The 16954-nt window shown below is 67.0% G+C and carries 12 protein-coding genes; 2 read left to right on the top strand and 10 right to left on the bottom strand.

Translation table 11 applies throughout. The features are described 5' to 3' along the window. Window positions 1-105: 105 nt before the first annotated feature. Window positions 106-978: an NAD(P)-dependent oxidoreductase gene (locus tag GTK09_RS23770; protein WP_163465899.1), complete on the top strand. Its 873-nt coding sequence runs from the start codon at window positions 106-108 to the stop codon at window positions 976-978. Between the two features lie 5 nt (window positions 979-983). Then, window positions 984-1358 (top strand): cell envelope integrity protein TolA, encoded by a 375-nt coding sequence (tolA, locus tag GTK09_RS23765; protein ID WP_163465898.1) that lies wholly within the window; start codon window positions 984-986, stop codon window positions 1356-1358. Window positions 1359-1577: 219 nt separating this feature from the next. Here the strand turns inward: tolA and GTK09_RS23760 are convergent, their stop codons facing one another. From GTK09_RS23760 to sdhD, 10 genes are all read right to left on the bottom strand, one after another. Beyond that, entirely contained in the window at window positions 1578-4487 is a 2910-nt protein-coding gene (locus tag GTK09_RS23760; RefSeq protein ID WP_246218099.1) for an FtsK/SpoIIIE family DNA translocase, read from the bottom strand. 251 nt (window positions 4488-4738) lie between these two features. After that, the gene (locus tag GTK09_RS23755; RefSeq protein WP_163465896.1) at window positions 4739-6133 is read right to left on the bottom strand and encodes a cytochrome P450; all 1395 of its coding nucleotides are present in this window, start codon (window positions 6131-6133) and stop codon (window positions 4739-4741) included. Window positions 6134-6289: 156 nt separating this feature from the next. After that, the gene (locus tag GTK09_RS23750; RefSeq protein WP_163465895.1) at window positions 6290-7561 is read right to left on the bottom strand and encodes an NAD(P)/FAD-dependent oxidoreductase; all 1272 of its coding nucleotides are present in this window, start codon (window positions 7559-7561) and stop codon (window positions 6290-6292) included. A 14-nt stretch (window positions 7562-7575) separates the two neighbouring features. Then, window positions 7576-7722 carry a DUF3096 domain-containing protein gene (locus GTK09_RS23745; protein WP_163465894.1) on the bottom strand — a complete coding sequence of 49 codons (147 nt, stop codon included), beginning with the start codon at window positions 7720-7722 and terminating at the stop codon, window positions 7576-7578. A 193-nt stretch (window positions 7723-7915) separates the two neighbouring features. Continuing rightward, window positions 7916-9859: a methyl-accepting chemotaxis protein gene (locus GTK09_RS23740; protein WP_312869950.1), complete on the bottom strand. Its 1944-nt coding sequence runs from the start codon at window positions 9857-9859 to the stop codon at window positions 7916-7918. Window positions 9860-10311: 452 nt separating this feature from the next. Continuing rightward, complete coding sequence (locus tag GTK09_RS23735; RefSeq protein ID WP_163465892.1) at window positions 10312-11091, bottom strand: 3-hydroxybutyrate dehydrogenase; 780 nt, start codon at window positions 11089-11091, stop codon at window positions 10312-10314. 261 nt (window positions 11092-11352) lie between these two features. Beyond that, window positions 11353-13605, bottom strand: coding sequence for a methyl-accepting chemotaxis protein (locus GTK09_RS23730; protein ID WP_246218098.1), 2253 nt, complete (start codon window positions 13603-13605; stop codon window positions 11353-11355). A 335-nt stretch (window positions 13606-13940) separates the two neighbouring features. Next, the gene (locus tag GTK09_RS23725) at window positions 13941-14648 is read right to left on the bottom strand and encodes a hypothetical protein (RefSeq protein WP_163465891.1); all 708 of its coding nucleotides are present in this window, start codon (window positions 14646-14648) and stop codon (window positions 13941-13943) included. Between the two features lie 10 nt (window positions 14649-14658). Continuing rightward, entirely contained in the window at window positions 14659-16560 is a 1902-nt protein-coding gene (sdhA, locus tag GTK09_RS23720) for a succinate dehydrogenase flavoprotein subunit (RefSeq protein WP_163465890.1), read from the bottom strand. Between the two features lie 2 nt (window positions 16561-16562). Continuing rightward, window positions 16563-16940, bottom strand: a complete 378-nt coding sequence (gene sdhD, locus GTK09_RS23715) for a succinate dehydrogenase, hydrophobic membrane anchor protein (protein ID WP_163465889.1) — start codon at window positions 16938-16940, stop codon at window positions 16563-16565. Window positions 16941-16954 lie beyond the last annotated feature (14 nt).

Genomic DNA, 16954 nt, shown 5'->3' with positions numbered 1-16954 from the left:
ACCGAGGGTCTTCGTGCTCACGGTCCGATTGACCCCGGCAGGCACCGGTCTAGTTCGCAGACCAAAGCAGACACGACGAAGCCGACGTGACGGGGAGACGGACAGATGGCGAAGGTCGCATTCATCGGACTGGGCGTGATGGGCTATCCCATGGCCGGCCATCTGAAGGAAAAGGGCGGCCACGAGGTCACCGTCTGGAACCGAACTGCCGAGAAGGCGTCGAAATGGGCCGGCCAGTTTGGCGGCGCGGCCGCATCCTCACCGCGCGAAGCCGCCGAGGGCTGTGATTTCGTCTTCATGTGCGTCGGCAACGACGACGACGTGCGCTCGGTCGTCTATGGCGACGACGGCATCTTCGCCGGCATGAAGCAGGGCGCGACGCTGATCGACAACACCACCGCCTCCGCCGAACTCGCCCGCGAGCTGGCGGAGGCTGCCAGCGAAAAGGGCTTCAAGTTTGTCGACGCACCGGTCTCCGGCGGCCAGGCGGGCGCGGAAAACGGCGCACTGACCGTGATGTGCGGCGGGGCGGAAGCCGATTTCGAAGCCGCCAGGCCGGTCATCGAATGCTACGCCAAGATGGTCGGGCTGATGGGGCCGGCCGGGTCCGGCCAGCTCACCAAGATGATGAACCAGATCTGCATCGCCGGCCTCGTGCAGGGCCTCGCCGAATCCATCGCCTTCGGCCAGAAGGCCGGCCTCGACATCGAAAAGGTCGTCGGGGTGATCTCCAAGGGCGCCGCCGGCTCCTGGCAGATGGAAAACCGCCACAAGACCATGAACCAAGGCCATTACGACCACGGCTTCGCCGTCGAATGGATGCGCAAGGACCTCGGCATCTGCCTTGCCGAAGCCAAGCGCAACGGCGCCCGCCTGCCGGTCACCGCGCTGGTCGACCAGTTCTACGCCGAGGTCGAGGCGATGGGCGGCAGGCGCTGGGACACGTCGAGCTTGCTGGCGCTGCTCAACCGGAGCTGACGGCCGTGACAATCCGGTGGCCTGCCGGCGCGCTCGCTCTTCTCGTCGCGGGGGTGTCGGCAACGCCGGCGGTGGCCGGGAGCGACCGGGCGGCAGTCTCCGCAGAGCTGCAGAGACGGATTGCCGCCTGCTGGTCGGCGCCACCAATCTCGCTCGACGGCGGTACGGCAAAGGTCACGGTCCGGCTCACCCCGGCCGGTGACCTTGCGGCGACGCCTGAAGTCGAGCGCGGTCTCGGACAGGGCAAGGGTTTCGACGTTCTCGCCAAGAGCGCGGTGCGGGCCATCCAGCGCTGCGCGCCCTATGGCGGTCTCGAGGCGCTGGCGCCCTACGATGAGTGGGAAACGCTGGCCATAACGTTCAGCCCACCCCGGTCGTAACGCCCGATCAACGCCCGATCAGTCCGCTGCGGCTCCTCGTCGAGCACCATGTCTGCCAGCGGCAGCTGCGTCTTCTTGATTTTCCCCATTACGAAGGACGAGGCTCTGGCCGCCGCTGGATGAACGTGCCGTGGCGCTTACGGTCGACGACCGAGAGACGGAAAGCGAGGCGAGCCAGGAAGGAATCCGGCCCCCCTCGCCTGCCGTCCCGACGCCCGACTACATCTCGTCTTCCGTCGGCACCAGGATCTCGCGCTTGCCGGCGTGGTTGGCCGGGCCGACGATGCCCTCCTGCTCCATCTTCTCGATGATCGAGGCGGCGCGGTTGTAGCCGATGCCGAGGCGGCGCTGGATGTAGGACGTGGACGCCTTGCCGTCCCTGAGGACGACCGCCACGGCCTGGTCGTAGGGATCGTCGGAATCGTCGCCGCCGGACGAACCGCCCCCGTTCGAGGAACCGCCGCCGGAAGCCCCACCGTCCTCGTCCTCGTCCTCGTCCACGAGGATCGCGTCGAGATAGTCGGGCACCCCTTGCGACTTCAGATGGCTGACGATCGCCTCGACTTCCTGGTCGTCGACGAAGGGACCATGGACGCGCTGGGTGCGGCCGCCGCCGGCCATGAACAGCATGTCGCCCATGCCGAGCAACTGCTCGGCGCCCTGCTCGCCGAGGATGGTGCGCGAATCGATCTTCGACGTCACCTGGAAGGAGATGCGGGTCGGGAAGTTCGCCTTGATCGTGCCGGTGATGACGTCGACCGAGGGGCGCTGGGTGGCCATGATCACATGAATGCCGGCGGCTCTCGCCATCTGCGCAAGGCGCTGGACGGCGCCCTCGATGTCCTTGCCGGCGACCATCATCAGGTCGGCCATCTCGTCGATGATGACGACGATGTAGGGCAACGGCTCGAGATCGAACTCCTCGGTCTCGAAGATCGGCTCGCCGGTCTCCCGGTCGAAGCCGGTCTGGACCGTGCGCGACATCGTCTCGCCCTTGTCGAGAGCACTCTTCACGCGGGTGTTGAAGCCGTCGATGTTTCGGACGCCCACCTTCGACATCTTGCGGTAGCGGTCCTCCATCTCGCGGACCGTCCACTTCAGCGCGACGACGGCCTTCTTCGGGTCGGTGACGACCGGCGAGAGGAGATGCGGGATGCCGTCGTAGATCGACAGTTCCAGCATCTTCGGGTCGATCATGATCAGCCGGCATTCCGCCGGGGTGAACCGGTAGAGCAGCGACAGGATCATCGTGTTGATCGACACCGACTTGCCTGAACCGGTCGTGCCGGCGACGAGCAGATGCGGCATCTTGGCGAGATCGGCGATCACCGCCTCGCCGCCGATGGTCTTGCCGAGGACGAGCGGCAGCTTGCCCTTGTTCTGGGCGAAGGCTTCCGACGCGATCATCTCGCGATAGTAGACGGTCTCGCGGCGCTGGTTCGGCAGTTCGATGCCGATGGCGTTCTTGCCGGGAATGACGGCGACGCGGGCGGCGATGGCCGACATCGACCGGGCGATGTCGTCGGCAAGGCCGATGACGCGGGACGACTTGATGCCGGGCGCCGGCTCCAACTCATACAGCGTGACGACCGGGCCGGGCCGGACCTCGATGATTTCGCCCTTGACGCCGAAGTCTTCCAGCACGCCCTCGAGCAGCCGCGCGTTCTCCTGCAGCGCCTCGGGCGACATCGAAGAGTCGCGCGCCGTCGCCTTGGGGGGCGACAGGAAGTCGATCGAAGGGAGCTCGAAACTCGCCGAATCGGCCACCGTCATCGGCTGCGGCGCCGACTTCATCGCCACGGCCCGGCCGGAGCCGCTGCGCAGTCGCTGCTGGTCGGCGGTCACCGTGCGCTGCTGGGGCACGACGCGGGCCGCCGCGTCGCCGGCTGCGGGGCCGCGCGAGGGTGCGGCCTGTGGCGCCTGCGGGCGGGGCCGCTGCGGCTCCTGCGCCGGCGCCGGGTCGCGGCGCTCGCCGTCCTGGCGTTCGGCCCGCTGGCCGGCCTTGCGGCCTGGAAAGGCGACGATGTTGCCGGCAAGCAGGCCGCGCCAGCCGCCGCCGTCTTCCTCGCCGCCGCGCCCGGTCACCCGGTCGTCGGCGCTGAAGGACATGGCGTCGTCGCGAGCCGCGGCGGCCGGGGGCACCTCCTGCGATACCGCGGCCGCGATCTCTTCCTCGAAGTCGGTGCGCTCGTCTTCGTGCTCGTCGACGATAAAGTCGTCGGCCTTGCTCTGCGTCGCGACCGGAGCGGCCGGATAGGCGGCCTGCCGATCGTCCTGCCAGACGGTCTCGTCGGCCGCCGCCCAGGCTGCCGCGGCGGCGTCCTCGTCTTCCTGCCAGTCGGTGGGGTCGACGAAGCTGTTGCCGTCATTGACCGGCATCTGCACCCGGATCGACCGGCCGGCCCGCTCGACGGGAGCCGGGGGCGGCGGCGCGAAGGCCGCCTCGTCGGCGTCGTGCCACTCGTCGAAGCGGTCGCCGAAATCGGGTTCCTTGAGCTTCTGGCGCTGCTCGCTGCGGCGTTGCCAGGCGGCCTTGAGCGAGTAGAAGCCATGCGCCGCGGCGCCGAAGAGGAGGGCGAAGCGCCCTTCGCCATCGTCTTCCTCGGCGAGCCTGCGCTTCTCGGCACTGGTGGCGTAGCGGCCGATCAGGGCGGCGCCGTTGAGATAGAGCCAGACAGCCGGAGCGGCCAGCAGCACGGCCAGGACGAGCGCGGTGAAACCACTGGGATAGCCGCCGAAAAGCGAGGCCGGGATCTTCAGGACGAGATCGCCCGCGACGCCGCCGATGCCGATCGGCAGCGGCCAGGTGGCCGGCGGCTCGATGCAGCCGAGCGCCGCGCAGAACAGGACGATGCCGCCGACGGCGAACCAGCCGCGCTTCCAGATGTGATCGACACCGTTGCCGCGGATCAGCCGCAGCGCCCAGATCACCGGCAGGCCGATCACCAGCGTCGCGCCGATGCCGAAGATCTGCATCATCAGGTCGGCGACGATCGCGCCGGTCGCCCCGGCGGCGTTCTCGATCATGTTCTGGTTGGACTGGCTGAGCGAGGGGTCGGTGACCGACCATGTGGCGCAGGCAAGGCCGAGATAGGCCGAAAGGAGCAGGAGGCCTATGGCCCCCATCATCTCCAGACCCCGCCGAAAGAGTGAAGTCTCGTCTCCGCCGACCGTTACGTACGCCATTCACCTGACCCGCTGCGACTTCTTTTCGACGATCTGCCGACCGTGGGGCCGGCCTCGTCCACACCTTCCCAGAGGCTAGCCGAAGAGGGTTAAGGCGCCCTTAAGATTAAGGCCGCGTTAGCAAAACCGCTTCAACCCGCACTGTGCCGGCGTGGCCGCGCAGAGGGCAGAGCACGCGGAATATCTTCGGCCTTTCACGCTGCCCGGGGCGCGGTGAACGAGGTTTTCGGGCGCAGCCGTCCGCCTCGCGGCGCGGCCATCACCAAGAGATCGTCGGCCGGGCGAAGCGTCACGCGATGAAGCGGCCGCGGCTCGCCGCCTGTCGCCGGCTCGAACCGGACGGCCTGCAGCAGCGTCGCGAGCCCGGCGGTCATCTCGCTCAAAGCGAGCTGCGCTCCGACGCAGATCTTCGGGCCTGCGCCGAACGGCATGTAGACGGTGCGCGGCGGGCGGCCGGGCCGCAGGAAGCGATCGAGATCGAAGGCATCGGGCCGCTTCCAATAGTCCGGATGGCGATGGATGAGATGGACGGGGACGAGGACAGCCGCGCCCGCCTCCACCGCGACGCCGGAAAAGTTTTCCGCCTTGCGGGCCATGCGCGACAGGGACGGCGCCGGCGGATAAAGCCGCATCGTCTCCTCGATAAAGGCGCGCACCGCGAGGAGGCGCGGCATTTGGTCGTAGGTCACCGGCCCGCCGGCCGTGACCGCGTCGACTTCGGCGATCAGCTGCTCCTGCACGGCAGGCAGCCGGGTCAGGAGATAGAGCGCCCAGGTCAGCGCATTGGCCGAGGTTTCGTGGCCGGCTGCCTGCAGGGTCAGGAGCATGTCCACCATGTCGCCGTCGGACAGGACGCCGCCGGTCTCCGGGTCGCTGGCCGCGAGCAGGCGATTGGTCAGGTCGTCGCTCGAACGCTCGCCCGCCCGGCGTCTTGCGACGAACTCGCCGAGAATGTTCCGGGCGCCATCCCTTGCCCGCGACTGGCGCCTTTGGCCGGGGAAAGGCATCGCCGGGGAGATACCGAAAAGGGCGTAGGCGACCATCCAGGGCGTCGGCGCCAGATAGTTTTCGACATGGGTCATGATCGCGTCGGGATCGATCTCCCGCTCGCCGCCGAAGAGCAGCCGGTCGATGACCTCAAGCGTCGCCGACTTCATCGCGCCGGAAGCGTCGACGGGACCGTTCCCGGCGGCCAGAAACGCCTCGGCCGTCGTGACGAAGGGCGCGACGATGTCAGGCAGGAAGCGCTTCATCGCGGCCGGCGAAAACACCGGCGCGGTGAGCCGGCGCTTCCAGCGCCAGTCGCCGCCCTCGGCCAGGAGCAGGCCGTCGTTGAAGATCGGCCTGAGGATCCGCTGGTCGATGCGCCCCTTCGGAAAGTCCTCGGGCCGCTCGACAAAGATCGTCTCGAGGTGCGCTGCATCGGCGACGTAGACGAGCTTGCCCGCGGCAAATTTCGGCGAGACCACCTTGCTTTCGTAGAGTTCGGCCGGGGCTGCCGTAGCAGGATTGGTCAACAGGCGGCGGATGAAGGTGGCGCGCCCTGACTCCTTCGGCATTTCGCCAAGCTTGACCGGTTCGAAATCCAATGCGTCCTCCTCTGGCGGCGACCCTCGGCGTCCGGCTGATCCTGAGCAAACGAAACGATGCAGCCGCGAGCTTTCAACATTATTGCAAACATGCGCCAACGCGAAAATCAGTCGAGGTCAGTGCCAAGCGCCCCTCGCCCGTCGACATGCTCCGGATCAGCCGTGCAGCTTGAGCTGTGCGCCCTTGGCCGGGGAAATCCAGTCGGCGAAGATCGCGACGCCGCCGCGCAGCCGCCCGAGCAGCGTCCATTGATGCCGGCGCTGCAGGCTCTTGTAGGCGGCGTTGGCGAACTGACCCTTGACCAGGAGGTCGTGCTGGCGGCCGAAGCCGATCTGTCCCACCGACCCCGCCCGGGCGAGCGACAGGAGCCGGCCGCGATCGTCGTAGACGAAGGGCTCGGGTTCCTTGCCGGCGAGAAGCGCGGGGATCGCGGAGGCGAGGTAGTCCGCCTGCTGGCTGGCACATTGGGCCGTCGGCGGCAGCGGCGTCTCGGCACCCTCCGGCGTCAAGCTCGCGGCATCACCGAGCACCTGGATCGCCGGATCCATCGTCGTGCGCAGCCGCGAATCAACGACGATCCGTCCCTTCTTGTCGAGGTCGAAATCGGAAAGCTCGGCAAGCCGCGGATTGCCGACGAGGCCGGCCGCCCACACCGAGATGTCGGCCGGATGCCGGGTCCCGTCCGCCTCGACGACGCTGTCGGCGGTGATCTCGGCGATCTTCGCCCCGGTCAACGTCTCGACGTCGAGAGCGTCGAGCCGCGCCGCGACGTTCCGGCGCAGCTCCTCGTCGGCCCCCGGCATCAGTTGCGGCGCCGCCTCGGCAAGCAGGATCTCCAGGATGTCGCGCGGCGTCTCGCCCGCCCTGCGGAAGAACCCGCTCTCGACCTGGCGCAGATGCGCGGCAAGCTCTGTGCCGGTTGCGCCCGAGCCGACGATGACGACCCGCGCCGGGCGGCCGGTCTCGCGGGCCGAGATCATCAAGGCGATGAAGCGGGCGCGAAATCGGTCGGCGTCGGACCGCTCGTCGAGGCGGACGGCATGCTCGGCGACGCCCTTCGTGCCGAAATCCGGCGTCACCCCGCCGAGCGCGACGACGAGATGATCGTAGGCGATCTGCCGCGGCACGGCGCCGGCGCCGCCCGGCGCCGCCGGTCCGGTCAGGTGCACCTGCTTGTCAGCCCGGTCGATCCGTTCGACGTCGCCCTGCTCGAAGGCAAAGCCGCGCATGCGGGCGAGCATGTAGTAGCTCAGTTCCGAAAGCGTCGAATCGATCGTCCCGGCGGCGAATTCGTGCAGCCGCGGCTTCCACAGATGCGAGGGATGGCGGTCGACCAGGGTGACGTCGAGGTCGTCCCGGCGGCCGAGCTTCGCGGCCAGTTCGGAGCCGCCGGCGCCGCCGCCGAGGATCACCAGCCGGCGGGTCATCGTCGCCCGCCCCTTCAGATGTGTATGAGGTCGGGGAAGAGGCCCATCAGGCCGACGACGATCAGGTAGATCGCCACGATGATGTTGAGGAGCCGCGGAACGACGAGGATGAGGATTCCGGCGATCAGCGCGACGAGCGGCTGAATGGCGATGATTTCCATGAGTGTGTCTCCGATGGGGAGACGGTAACTAGCGCGCGGCGCGCCGCGTCAAAGTGTTGCGGTGGCACGGCGTTGACGGGTGATGGTTCGCCCGCCCGGACGGCGAGAGGGGACGGCGCGCGGCCATCCCCGTCCTTCGTCGTCCCCTTCGCCGCCGTTTCGCCAGCCGCTTCCCCTTCTCCCGGCACCGGGATCAGAACTCTTCCCAGCTGTCCGTCGCCGCGACGGGCTGGCGCGCGGCACCGCCCGTTCCCGTCGACTTCATCTGCGGTACGGCGCGGGGTGCGGGCCTTGCGGCCGGCCTGTGCGCCTTCGGAGCGGCAGCGTGAGGCCGCGACGGGGTTGCCGCGACGCTCTTGCCGCCGGTCGTCTTGAACCGCGACACCGCCTGAGCGAGGCCGTCGGTCTCGGCCGACAGCGTCTGGGCGGCCGCCGTCGACTGCTCGACCATGGCGGCGTTCTGCTGGGTCACCTTGTCCATCTGGTCGGCCGCGCCGGCGACTTCGCGCAGGCTCGTCGCCTGTTCGCGCGCCGATTCCGCGATCCTGGCGACGACCTCGGCCATGCCGGCGACTTCGGCGACGATCTCGTCCAGCGACTGGCCCGACGCCGAGACCAGCTCGACACCCTTTTCAACCTGCTCCGACGAAGCGGTGATCAGGCCCTTGATCTCTTTCGCCGCCTCCGCCGAGCGCTGGGCCAGCGCCCGCACTTCCTGGGCGACCACCGCAAAGCCCTTGCCCGCCTCGCCGGCCCGCGCCGCCTCGACGCCGGCGTTCAGGGCGAGGAGGTTGGTCTGGAAGGCGATCTCGTCGATCACCCCGATGATCTGCGAGATCTGCTGGGACGACGTCTCGATGCCGTTCATCGCCGTCACCGCATTGGCGACGATCTCGCCGCCGCGGGTCGCCTTCTGGCGGGCGGACTGGGCGGTCTGGCGAGCCTTGCCGGCGTCCTCGGCCATGTCGTTGACGCCGCTCGTCACCTCGCTGAGAGCCGCCACGGTCTCTTCCAGGCTCGCCGCCTGCTGCTCGGTGCGATGGGCGAGATCGTTGGAAGCGACGGTGATCTCCGAAAGGCCCGTGCGGATCGTGCCGACGGCACCGATCACCCGGCCGATCGCCGCTTCCAGTTCCTCCACCGAAGCGTTGAACTTCGCGCGGATCGGCTCGAATTCCGGCGCCACCTGGCCCGTCATCCGCACCGTCAGGTCGCCCGAGGAGAGGCGGTCGAAACCGGCGTCGACGACGCCCATGAAGGCCCTGAGGTCTTCCGCCTTGGCATGTTCCAGATCGGCCTGGCGCTGCTTGGACTCGGCCTCGGAAATGCGGGCGGCTTCGGCCTCCGTCTCCAGCCGATCGCGTGCGATCGCCTGCTGCTTGAACACATCGACGGCACCCGCCATCGCGCCGATCTCGTCGCCGCGTTCACGGCCGGGAACCGCCACGGCGTTGTCACCCGAGGCAAGCCGCCGCATCGCCTCGGTCATCGCGCTGATCGGACGGATGATGGTCTTGGAGAGGACGACGCCGAGCGACACGGCCGAGATGGCGATGGCGATGAGAGCGGCGGCGATGGTATTGTGCGAGATCGCGATCGCGCCTTTTTCGAGGATCTGGGCGTCCGCCAGTGCCTGCCGGGCCGTGTCCCGCTCCGAGTCGAGCGCCTCCTCGATCGGCTCGATGAATTTGTCGGCCTTGCCGGAATTGAAGATCGCAAGGGCGGCGGGATAGGTCGCCTCCTGGCGGGCCGCGGCGATGACGGGATCGGCGATCTCGGTCTGCCAGGCGGTCATCGCAACCTGAACGTCTCCATACTTAGCCGCGAAGGCGCTGTCGGGGCCGGCGAGATCACGCAGCTTGGCGAGTGCGGCCTCGAAGGTCTTGTGGTGCTCCTTCACCCGGCCGGCGAAGTATTCGTCCCGGGTGATCATGAAGCCGCGCAGCGAGTTCTCCTGCCGGGCCAGAGCGAACCGCGCATCGATCGCGGCATCGGTGATTGCGGTGCGGCTGTCCTTGGCGTCCGCGGCATCGGCGATCTGGTTGGCCGTCCAGAAAATCGTCGCACCCATGGCGAGCGAGAGGAGCGACAGGAAACCGAGAGCAAGCGCGAGCTTCCGGGAAATCGACATATTCACGAAGGACAATTCTCACTCTCCGACCAGTTTGGAACGGCTCTCCACTTGAGGCTCATTCCGTTCTGGCAGGAATTGGTGAACGTCATCTTATCGCGACAGGCCGCCTCCCTGCCTCTACTGTTCGCCGAGGCAAATATCAGCCGGAGTTACGTTGAAGTCACGCAGATGTCAGGCGGTGCTGTTGCAGGCAGTCTGGCGGCTCGATCGATTTGCTACTTAAGATTGCAATTCCGTAACTTGCTATCGCGAAAAGTCCCGGTTTCCGAATGGGCGAAAGCCCGCGGGGGTTGATAGCCCGCCCCGCCCGTCAAGGCGGCGGCGCCTGTAATGGCTCGTCGACATGTCAACGCGACGGATCGCCGGGAGCGGTCGCATCCGCGCCGACGAAGGCATGGTGCCGAACGCCTGCTCCTGCGAAAGCAAGCGCCCCGCATGAGCGCAGTCGTTTCGGCTCAGGCCATGTACCAGCCGTGGCTCGGCACGATCGACTGGCCGGTGAGGGCGTTCGACTTGAAGCCCGCCAGGAACAGCGCGACGTCGGCGACATCCTGCATGGTGGTGAACTCCTGGTCCACCGTCTCCCCCAGCATGATCTTGTTGACCACGTCTTCCTCGGAGATGCCGAGCGACTGCGCCTGTTCGGGGATCTGCTTCTCGACCAGCGGCGTCTTCACGAAGCCCGGACAGATGGTGTTGGAGCGGACGCCGTGCTTGGCGCCTTCCTTGGCCATCACCCGGGAAAGACCGAGAATGCCGTGCTTGGCCGCGACATAGGCGGTCTTCAGGGCAGACGGTTCATGGCTGTGCACCGACCCCATGTAGATCAATGAGCCGGATTTCCTCGGATACATGTGCTTGACGCAGGCCTTGGTCAGAAGGAACGACCCGTCGAGATGGATCGTCACCAGCTTGCGGAACTCGGCATAGGGAAACTCCTCGATCGGGTGGACGATCTGAATGCCGGCATTGGAGACCATCGTGTCGATCCGGCCGTATCGCTCCGCCACCTGATCGACCCCGCGGTTCACCGCGTCCTCGTCGGTGACGTCCATTTCGACGGCCATGGCGTCGCCGCCCTTCGCCCTGATCTCGGCGACGACCTTCTCGGCGCCGTCCATGTTGATGTCGCAGATCGCCACCTTGCCGCCTTCGCGCACGAAAGTCTCGGCGATGGTCCTGCCGATCCCCGAGCTCGCACCCGTGACGACGGCGACGTTTCCCTCGAGCTGCATGGTCTTCATCCTTTGCTGTTCGCTCCTGCAGCAAATGGACGGGACCGGTCGTGCAGCAAGGTCGCTGCGCAGATCATGAACGCAGTTTAACCCGCCGGTCCGGGGCATGATCTTTCAGCTCCCTTGGGCGGTCCGGCCGCGCCGCTCATTCGTCGGGACGAACGAAAGCGGGGGAGGACCATCGCCCTCCCCCGCTTTCGCCTGAAAATCGACCTGGACTGCGCCGCGCGGCGGGTTCCCCCACCCGTCGTCGCTGGCGGATCAGAACTCCTCCCAGCTGTCTTCGGCCGCGGCAGGGCGTCGGGCGGCGCTGCCGGATCCCGTCGTCTTCATCTGCGGCACGGCGCCCGCGGAGACCTTGGCGGCCGGCCTCGCAGGCTTCGGCGCCGCAATGCGGGACTTGGCCGGCGCGACGGCCGTTGCGGTGGCGCTCCGAGCCGTCGTCCTGAACCGCGCCACCGCCTCGGCGAGGCCGTCGGTCTCGGCCGACAGGGTCTGCGCTGCGGCGGTCGACTGTTCGACCATCGCGGCATTCTGCTGGGTCACCTTGTCCATCTGGTCGGCGGCCGCTGAGACCTCGCGAAGACTCGTCGCCTGTTCGCGGGCGCTGTCGGCGATCTTCGCGATCACCTCCGCCATGCCCGCCACCTCGGCGACGATCTCGTCCAGCGACTTGCCGGATGCCGAAACCAGATCGACGCCCTCTTCCACCTGTTCCGACGAGGCGTTGATCAGCCCCTTGATCTCCTTGGCAGCCTCGGCCGAGCGCTGGGCCAGCGCCCGCACTTCCTGCGCCACCACCGCAAAGCCCTTGCCCGCTTCGCCCGCCCGGGCGGCCTCGACGCCGGCATTCAGGGCGAGAAGGTTGGTCTGGAAGGCGATCTCGTCGATCACCCCGATGATCTGCGAGATCTGCTGCGACGACGTTTCGATGCCCTGCATCGCACTCACCGCCCGGGCGACGATCTCGCCGCCCTTCTCGGCCTTCTGACGAGCGGAGTTCGCCGCCTGTCGAGCCTTGCCGGCGTCTTCGGCCGTGTTGTTGACGCCGCCCGTCACCTCGCCCAGCGCCGCCACCGTCTCTTCCAGCGATGCCGCCTGCTGCTCGGTGCGCTGAGCGAGATCGTTGGAGGCCACGGTGATCTCCGCAAGTCCCGTGCGGATCGTTCCGACGGTGCCGACCACCCGGCCGATGGCAGCCTCCAGCTCTTCCACCGAGGCGTTGAACTTCGCCTTGATCGGCTCGAATTCCGGCGCCACCGTATCCGACATCCGGACCGTCAGGTCGCCGGCCGAAAGCCGATCGAAGCTGGCATCGACGACGCCCATGAAGGCCCGCAGGTCTTCCGCCTTGGCATGTTCCAGAGCGGCCTGGCGCTGTTTGGCTTCCGCTTCGGAAACGCGCGCCGCCTTGGCCTCCTTTTCGAGACGCTGCTGATCGATCGCCGTCTGTTTGAACACCTGCACGGCGCCGGCCATGGCACCGATCTCGTCGGGGCGCTCCTGGCCCTCCACCTCGACCTTCAGATCGCCGGTCGCCAGACGACCCATGGTCGACGTCAAACGATTGATCGAAGCTCCCAGCGAACGGGCGAACAACACGAAACCGATCAGCGACAAGAGCGTGACGATGCCCGTTCCGAGCACAGTCGCCCACAGAGCCGACTCGCGATGTTCCACCAGAGCGGTCACGTCGGACGCCACTTCGACGATGCCGATGTTCTGCCCGGAGAAATTGGTGAGCGGAAAGGCGGCGACGGAGTAGTCCTTTCCGTCCATCGAGGTCGACGCCGAGACCGGGCGGCCGGCAAGGGCCTCATCGAGCTGCTCGGGCGAGAGGACGCTCTCGCCTGACGCGAACGTCGAATCTTGGGTGGCGAATTTTCCCTCGCTGTACATGTGAACGGCAATCTGCGCATCGAGCCGTTGCGCGATGCGGCTGAAGTAATCGGCGGTCAGGCGCGTGCCGACGTCGATCAGGCCCACAGCCCGACCATTGAGAACCACCGGCGCCGAGGCGAACATGCCGATCGCGGTGCGCCCGGGCTCGATACCGGCGGTGAGCCGCTTTTCGGCCAGCGCCACCTCCACCATCGTGCGGCGACCTTTCATGAAGTCGCCGTGCTTTTCCGGATCGTGGATGCGGGCGATGGCTTTCGTATCGGCATCGACGAAGCTGATGGCCTGGACGTCGCTCTTGGCGATGATCTCCGGCAGGCTGGCGGCATAGCGCCGGATCAGTTCGTCATGGGCGCCTTCTTGAATGAGCCGAGCCACTTCGGGCTCGCTGGCGAACGTCAAGGCAATGCCCGAAGCGGACCGCTTTTGCGCGCGAATGTCCGCCTCGACGAAGGCGAGGTCGTTGGCAGTTTCGGCCCGGATGGCGCCATCGCTCATCGCTGCCTGGCGATACCAGGCCAGTCCGCCGATGGTAACGCTGGCGAAAAGAACCGACGCCACGCCATAGGCGGCAATTCTGATCCACAGGGGGCGTGTGATTTTCGCAACCGTCATCGTCGAGACTTTCAGAGGGGCCGGCTTCGCCTGCACTTGCGTAAGGGGAACTTGCGCTCCTCTTTTCCGCCAACTTTATTGAAAGCCGGTTAAATGCTCTGGTGGCCTGATCTTCTCTTGCACGAGGGCCACCCGTCGTCACGGATCAGACGCCTTCGAGCAGGACAGCTTGTCGAGCAGCCTGTCGCCGTCCCGCCAGATCGGGCCAGAAGCCGTCCCCGTCCCGTCCGACCCCGATTATCTGCCGGCCAGCGACTCGGCTCGGCGCAGCGGCCAATCCCGCCAGAGGGAGCGTCGCGGCGATCCGGCCGGGCGCCCCACGCAGCCGGCGGCTCTCAGCGGCCGGCAAGACCGCCATGGCTTGCCGCGAGAGCGGCGATCGCATCGGAGTTCCGCTGCATCAGGGCCTTCCGGTCCGGCTCGTCCCAGACGATGAAGTCCGAAAGCACGCGTCCAGAGGCAAGATCGATGGCGTCGACGAAATAGCCGCCCCGAGCCAGAACCAGAACCTCTTCGTCCTTGGTGAGAAGAAGATGCGGATCGGAGCTGTAGGAGCCATCCTCGGAATAATTGATGCTTCTCGATTTTGGAACCCGCCACAGGAGAGGCGAACCCTGATCGGGCGCATGCCAGATCTTGTAGCCCGTGTCTGTGATCATTCCTGCGTCGGATAGAAAGAAGCAACCGGCCGCTTTGCCGCACGTCTCGCCGAAAAGGCCATCCCTAAAGGAAAGACCACTGGATAGCACAAGCGCCGCGACGAGTGCATGCGCGGTAATGCCGGGGAGATAGCGCCAGCGACGAAGGACGATACTCGCCGCGATCATGGCGACGACCGTCAGCGCCAGGACAAAGGCGCCGAGGGGAGCAAGAATGCGTTCGGGGGGAATACGAAATTCGAAAGCCCGCTGGGCGGACGTCGACCATATGAAAATCCCGGCGGCGGAGAGCCCGAGCAACACCCAGCCAGAAGCGCAAAAGCGCAAACGGCGCAGCACCATCCAGTGCGACGCCGTTTGCTTCAGGTCATTGAAGGCGAGCAAAGCCGCCCTTCTAGTACACCCGCTTCTTCGGCTCGATATACTCGATCTGGTTCGACAGGGTGTAGGTGTGCACCGGCCGATCCTCCAGCGTCACCGTCTTGCCGACGGTGTCGCAGAAGGACAGCGTGTGCTTCATCCAGTTGGCGTCGTCGCGATCGGGGAAGTCTTCGCGGGCATGGGCGCCGCGCGATTCCGTGCGGTTGCGGGCCGAATCCATGGTCACCACCGCCTGGGCGATGAGATTGTCGTATTCCAGCGTCTCGACGAGGTCGGTGTTCCAGATCAGCGAACGGTCGGTGACGCGGATGTCGTCGGAGGCCCGCCAGACGTCGTGGATCTTCTGGTGACCCTCTTCGAGAATCTCGCCGGTGCGGAACACCGCGCAGTTCGACTGCATGGTGCGCTGCATGTTGTCGCGCAGCTCGGCCGTCGGCGTCGAGCCGTCGGCGTAGCGGAAGCGGTCGAGACGGGCGAGCGCGTTGTCGCCGGCGCCGGCCGGAAGGTCCGGCTGGCTTTCGCCGGCCGCCACCGTCTCAGCGCAGCGCAGCGCCGCGGCGCGGCCGAAGACGACGAGGTCGATCAGCGAGTTGGAGCCGAGGCGATTGGCGCCGTGGACCGAGACGCAGCCGGCCTCGCCGACGGCCATCAGGCCAGGAACCACCGCATCAGGATCGCCGTCCTTCTTGGTCAGCACCTCGCCGTGGAAGTTCGTCGGGATGCCGCCCATGTTGTAGTGGACCGTCGGCAGCACCGGGATCGGTTCCTTGGTGACGTCGACGCCGGCGAAGATGCGCGCCGATTCCGAGATGCCCGGCAGCCGCTCGTGCAGCACCGCCGGGTCGAGATGGTCGAGATGCAGGAAGATGTGGTCGCCGTCCTTGCCGACGCCGCGCCCGTCCCGGATCTCCATGGTCATCGAGCGCGAGACGACGTCGCGCGAGGCGAGATCCTTGGCCGAGGGGGCATAGCGCTCCATGAAGCGCTCGCCTTCCGAATTGGTCAGGTAGCCGCCCTCGCCGCGCGCGCCTTCGGTGATCAGGCAGCCGGCGCCGTAGATGCCGGTCGGATGGAACTGCACGAATTCCATGTCCTGCAGCGGCAGGCCGGCTCTGAGCACCATGCCGCCGCCGTCGCCGGTGCAGGTGTGGGCCGAGGTGGCGGAGAAATAGGCGCGGCCATAGCCGCCGGTGGCGAGGATCGTCTTCTTCGCCCGGAAGCGATGCAGCGTACCGTCGTCGAGGCAAAGCGCGACGACACCGACGCAGGCGCCCTCATCGTCCATGATCAGATCGATGGCGAAATATTCGATGTAGAACTCGGTCGAATGGCGCAGCGACTGGCCGTAGAGCGTGTGAAGGATCGCATGGCCCGTCCGGTCGGCGGCGGCGCAGGTGCGCTGGGCCGCGGGGCCCTGGCCGAATTCGGTGGTCATGCCGCCGAAGGGCCGCTGGTAGATCCGGCCGTCCTCGGTGCGCGAAAACGGCACGCCGAAATGCTCGAGCTCGTAGACCGCCTGGGGGGCGTTGCGCACCAGATATTCGATGGCGTCCTGGTCGCCCAGCCAGTCCGACCCCTTGACGGTATCGTACATGTGCCAGCGCCAGTCGTCCTTGCCCATGTTGCCGAGCGAGGCGGCGACGCCGCCCTGCGCCGCGACGGTATGGGACCGCGTCGGGAACACCTTGGTGATGCAGGCGGTCCGAAGCCCGGCCTGGGCGGCGCCGAGGGTGGCGCGCAAGCCGGCACCACCGGCCCCGACGACGACCACGTCGAAGGTGTGGTCGACGAAGGCATAGGCCTTGCCGTTCTGGCCGGGCGCGGTGCGGTGCGGCTGGGCGGTGTAGCCGCCGGTGCCGTCGGGCTTCGCGCTCGGCTGGGTGGCGCCGTTCGCGGTCGATCCATTCTCGGCCATGGTCAGACTCCGAAGCTCATCTTGACGATCGCAAAAAGGCATGCGGCAGCCACCGCGATCGCGAAGAAGATGTTGAGGATGAGGAGCGGCAACTTGGCCGCGCCATGGATGTAGTCCTCGATGACGATCTGCATGCCGAGCTTCATGTGGATCGTCGCCGACACGACCATCAATGCCATGATGATGCCGACGAAGGGATTGGCAAAGGCCGCCCGCACCCCCTCGTAGCTTTCGTTCATCAGCGTGAGGAGGAGGATCACGAAGCAGGTGATCAGGACGGCATTGGCCAGCGCGGTCAGCCGCTGCTGCCAGAAATGCTCGGTGCCGCCGCCGGCGCCAAGGCCGCGGACGCGGCGAAGAGGGGTTCTGAAGTCGCTCATGGATGTTACCCCTT

The organism is Jiella pacifica, from assembly GCF_010500815.1.
Lineage (GTDB): Bacteria > Pseudomonadota > Alphaproteobacteria > Rhizobiales > Rhizobiaceae > Jiella > Jiella pacifica.
The sequence above is the reverse complement of the archived record's forward strand: the minus strand, read 5'-3'. Positions and strand labels throughout refer to the sequence as shown.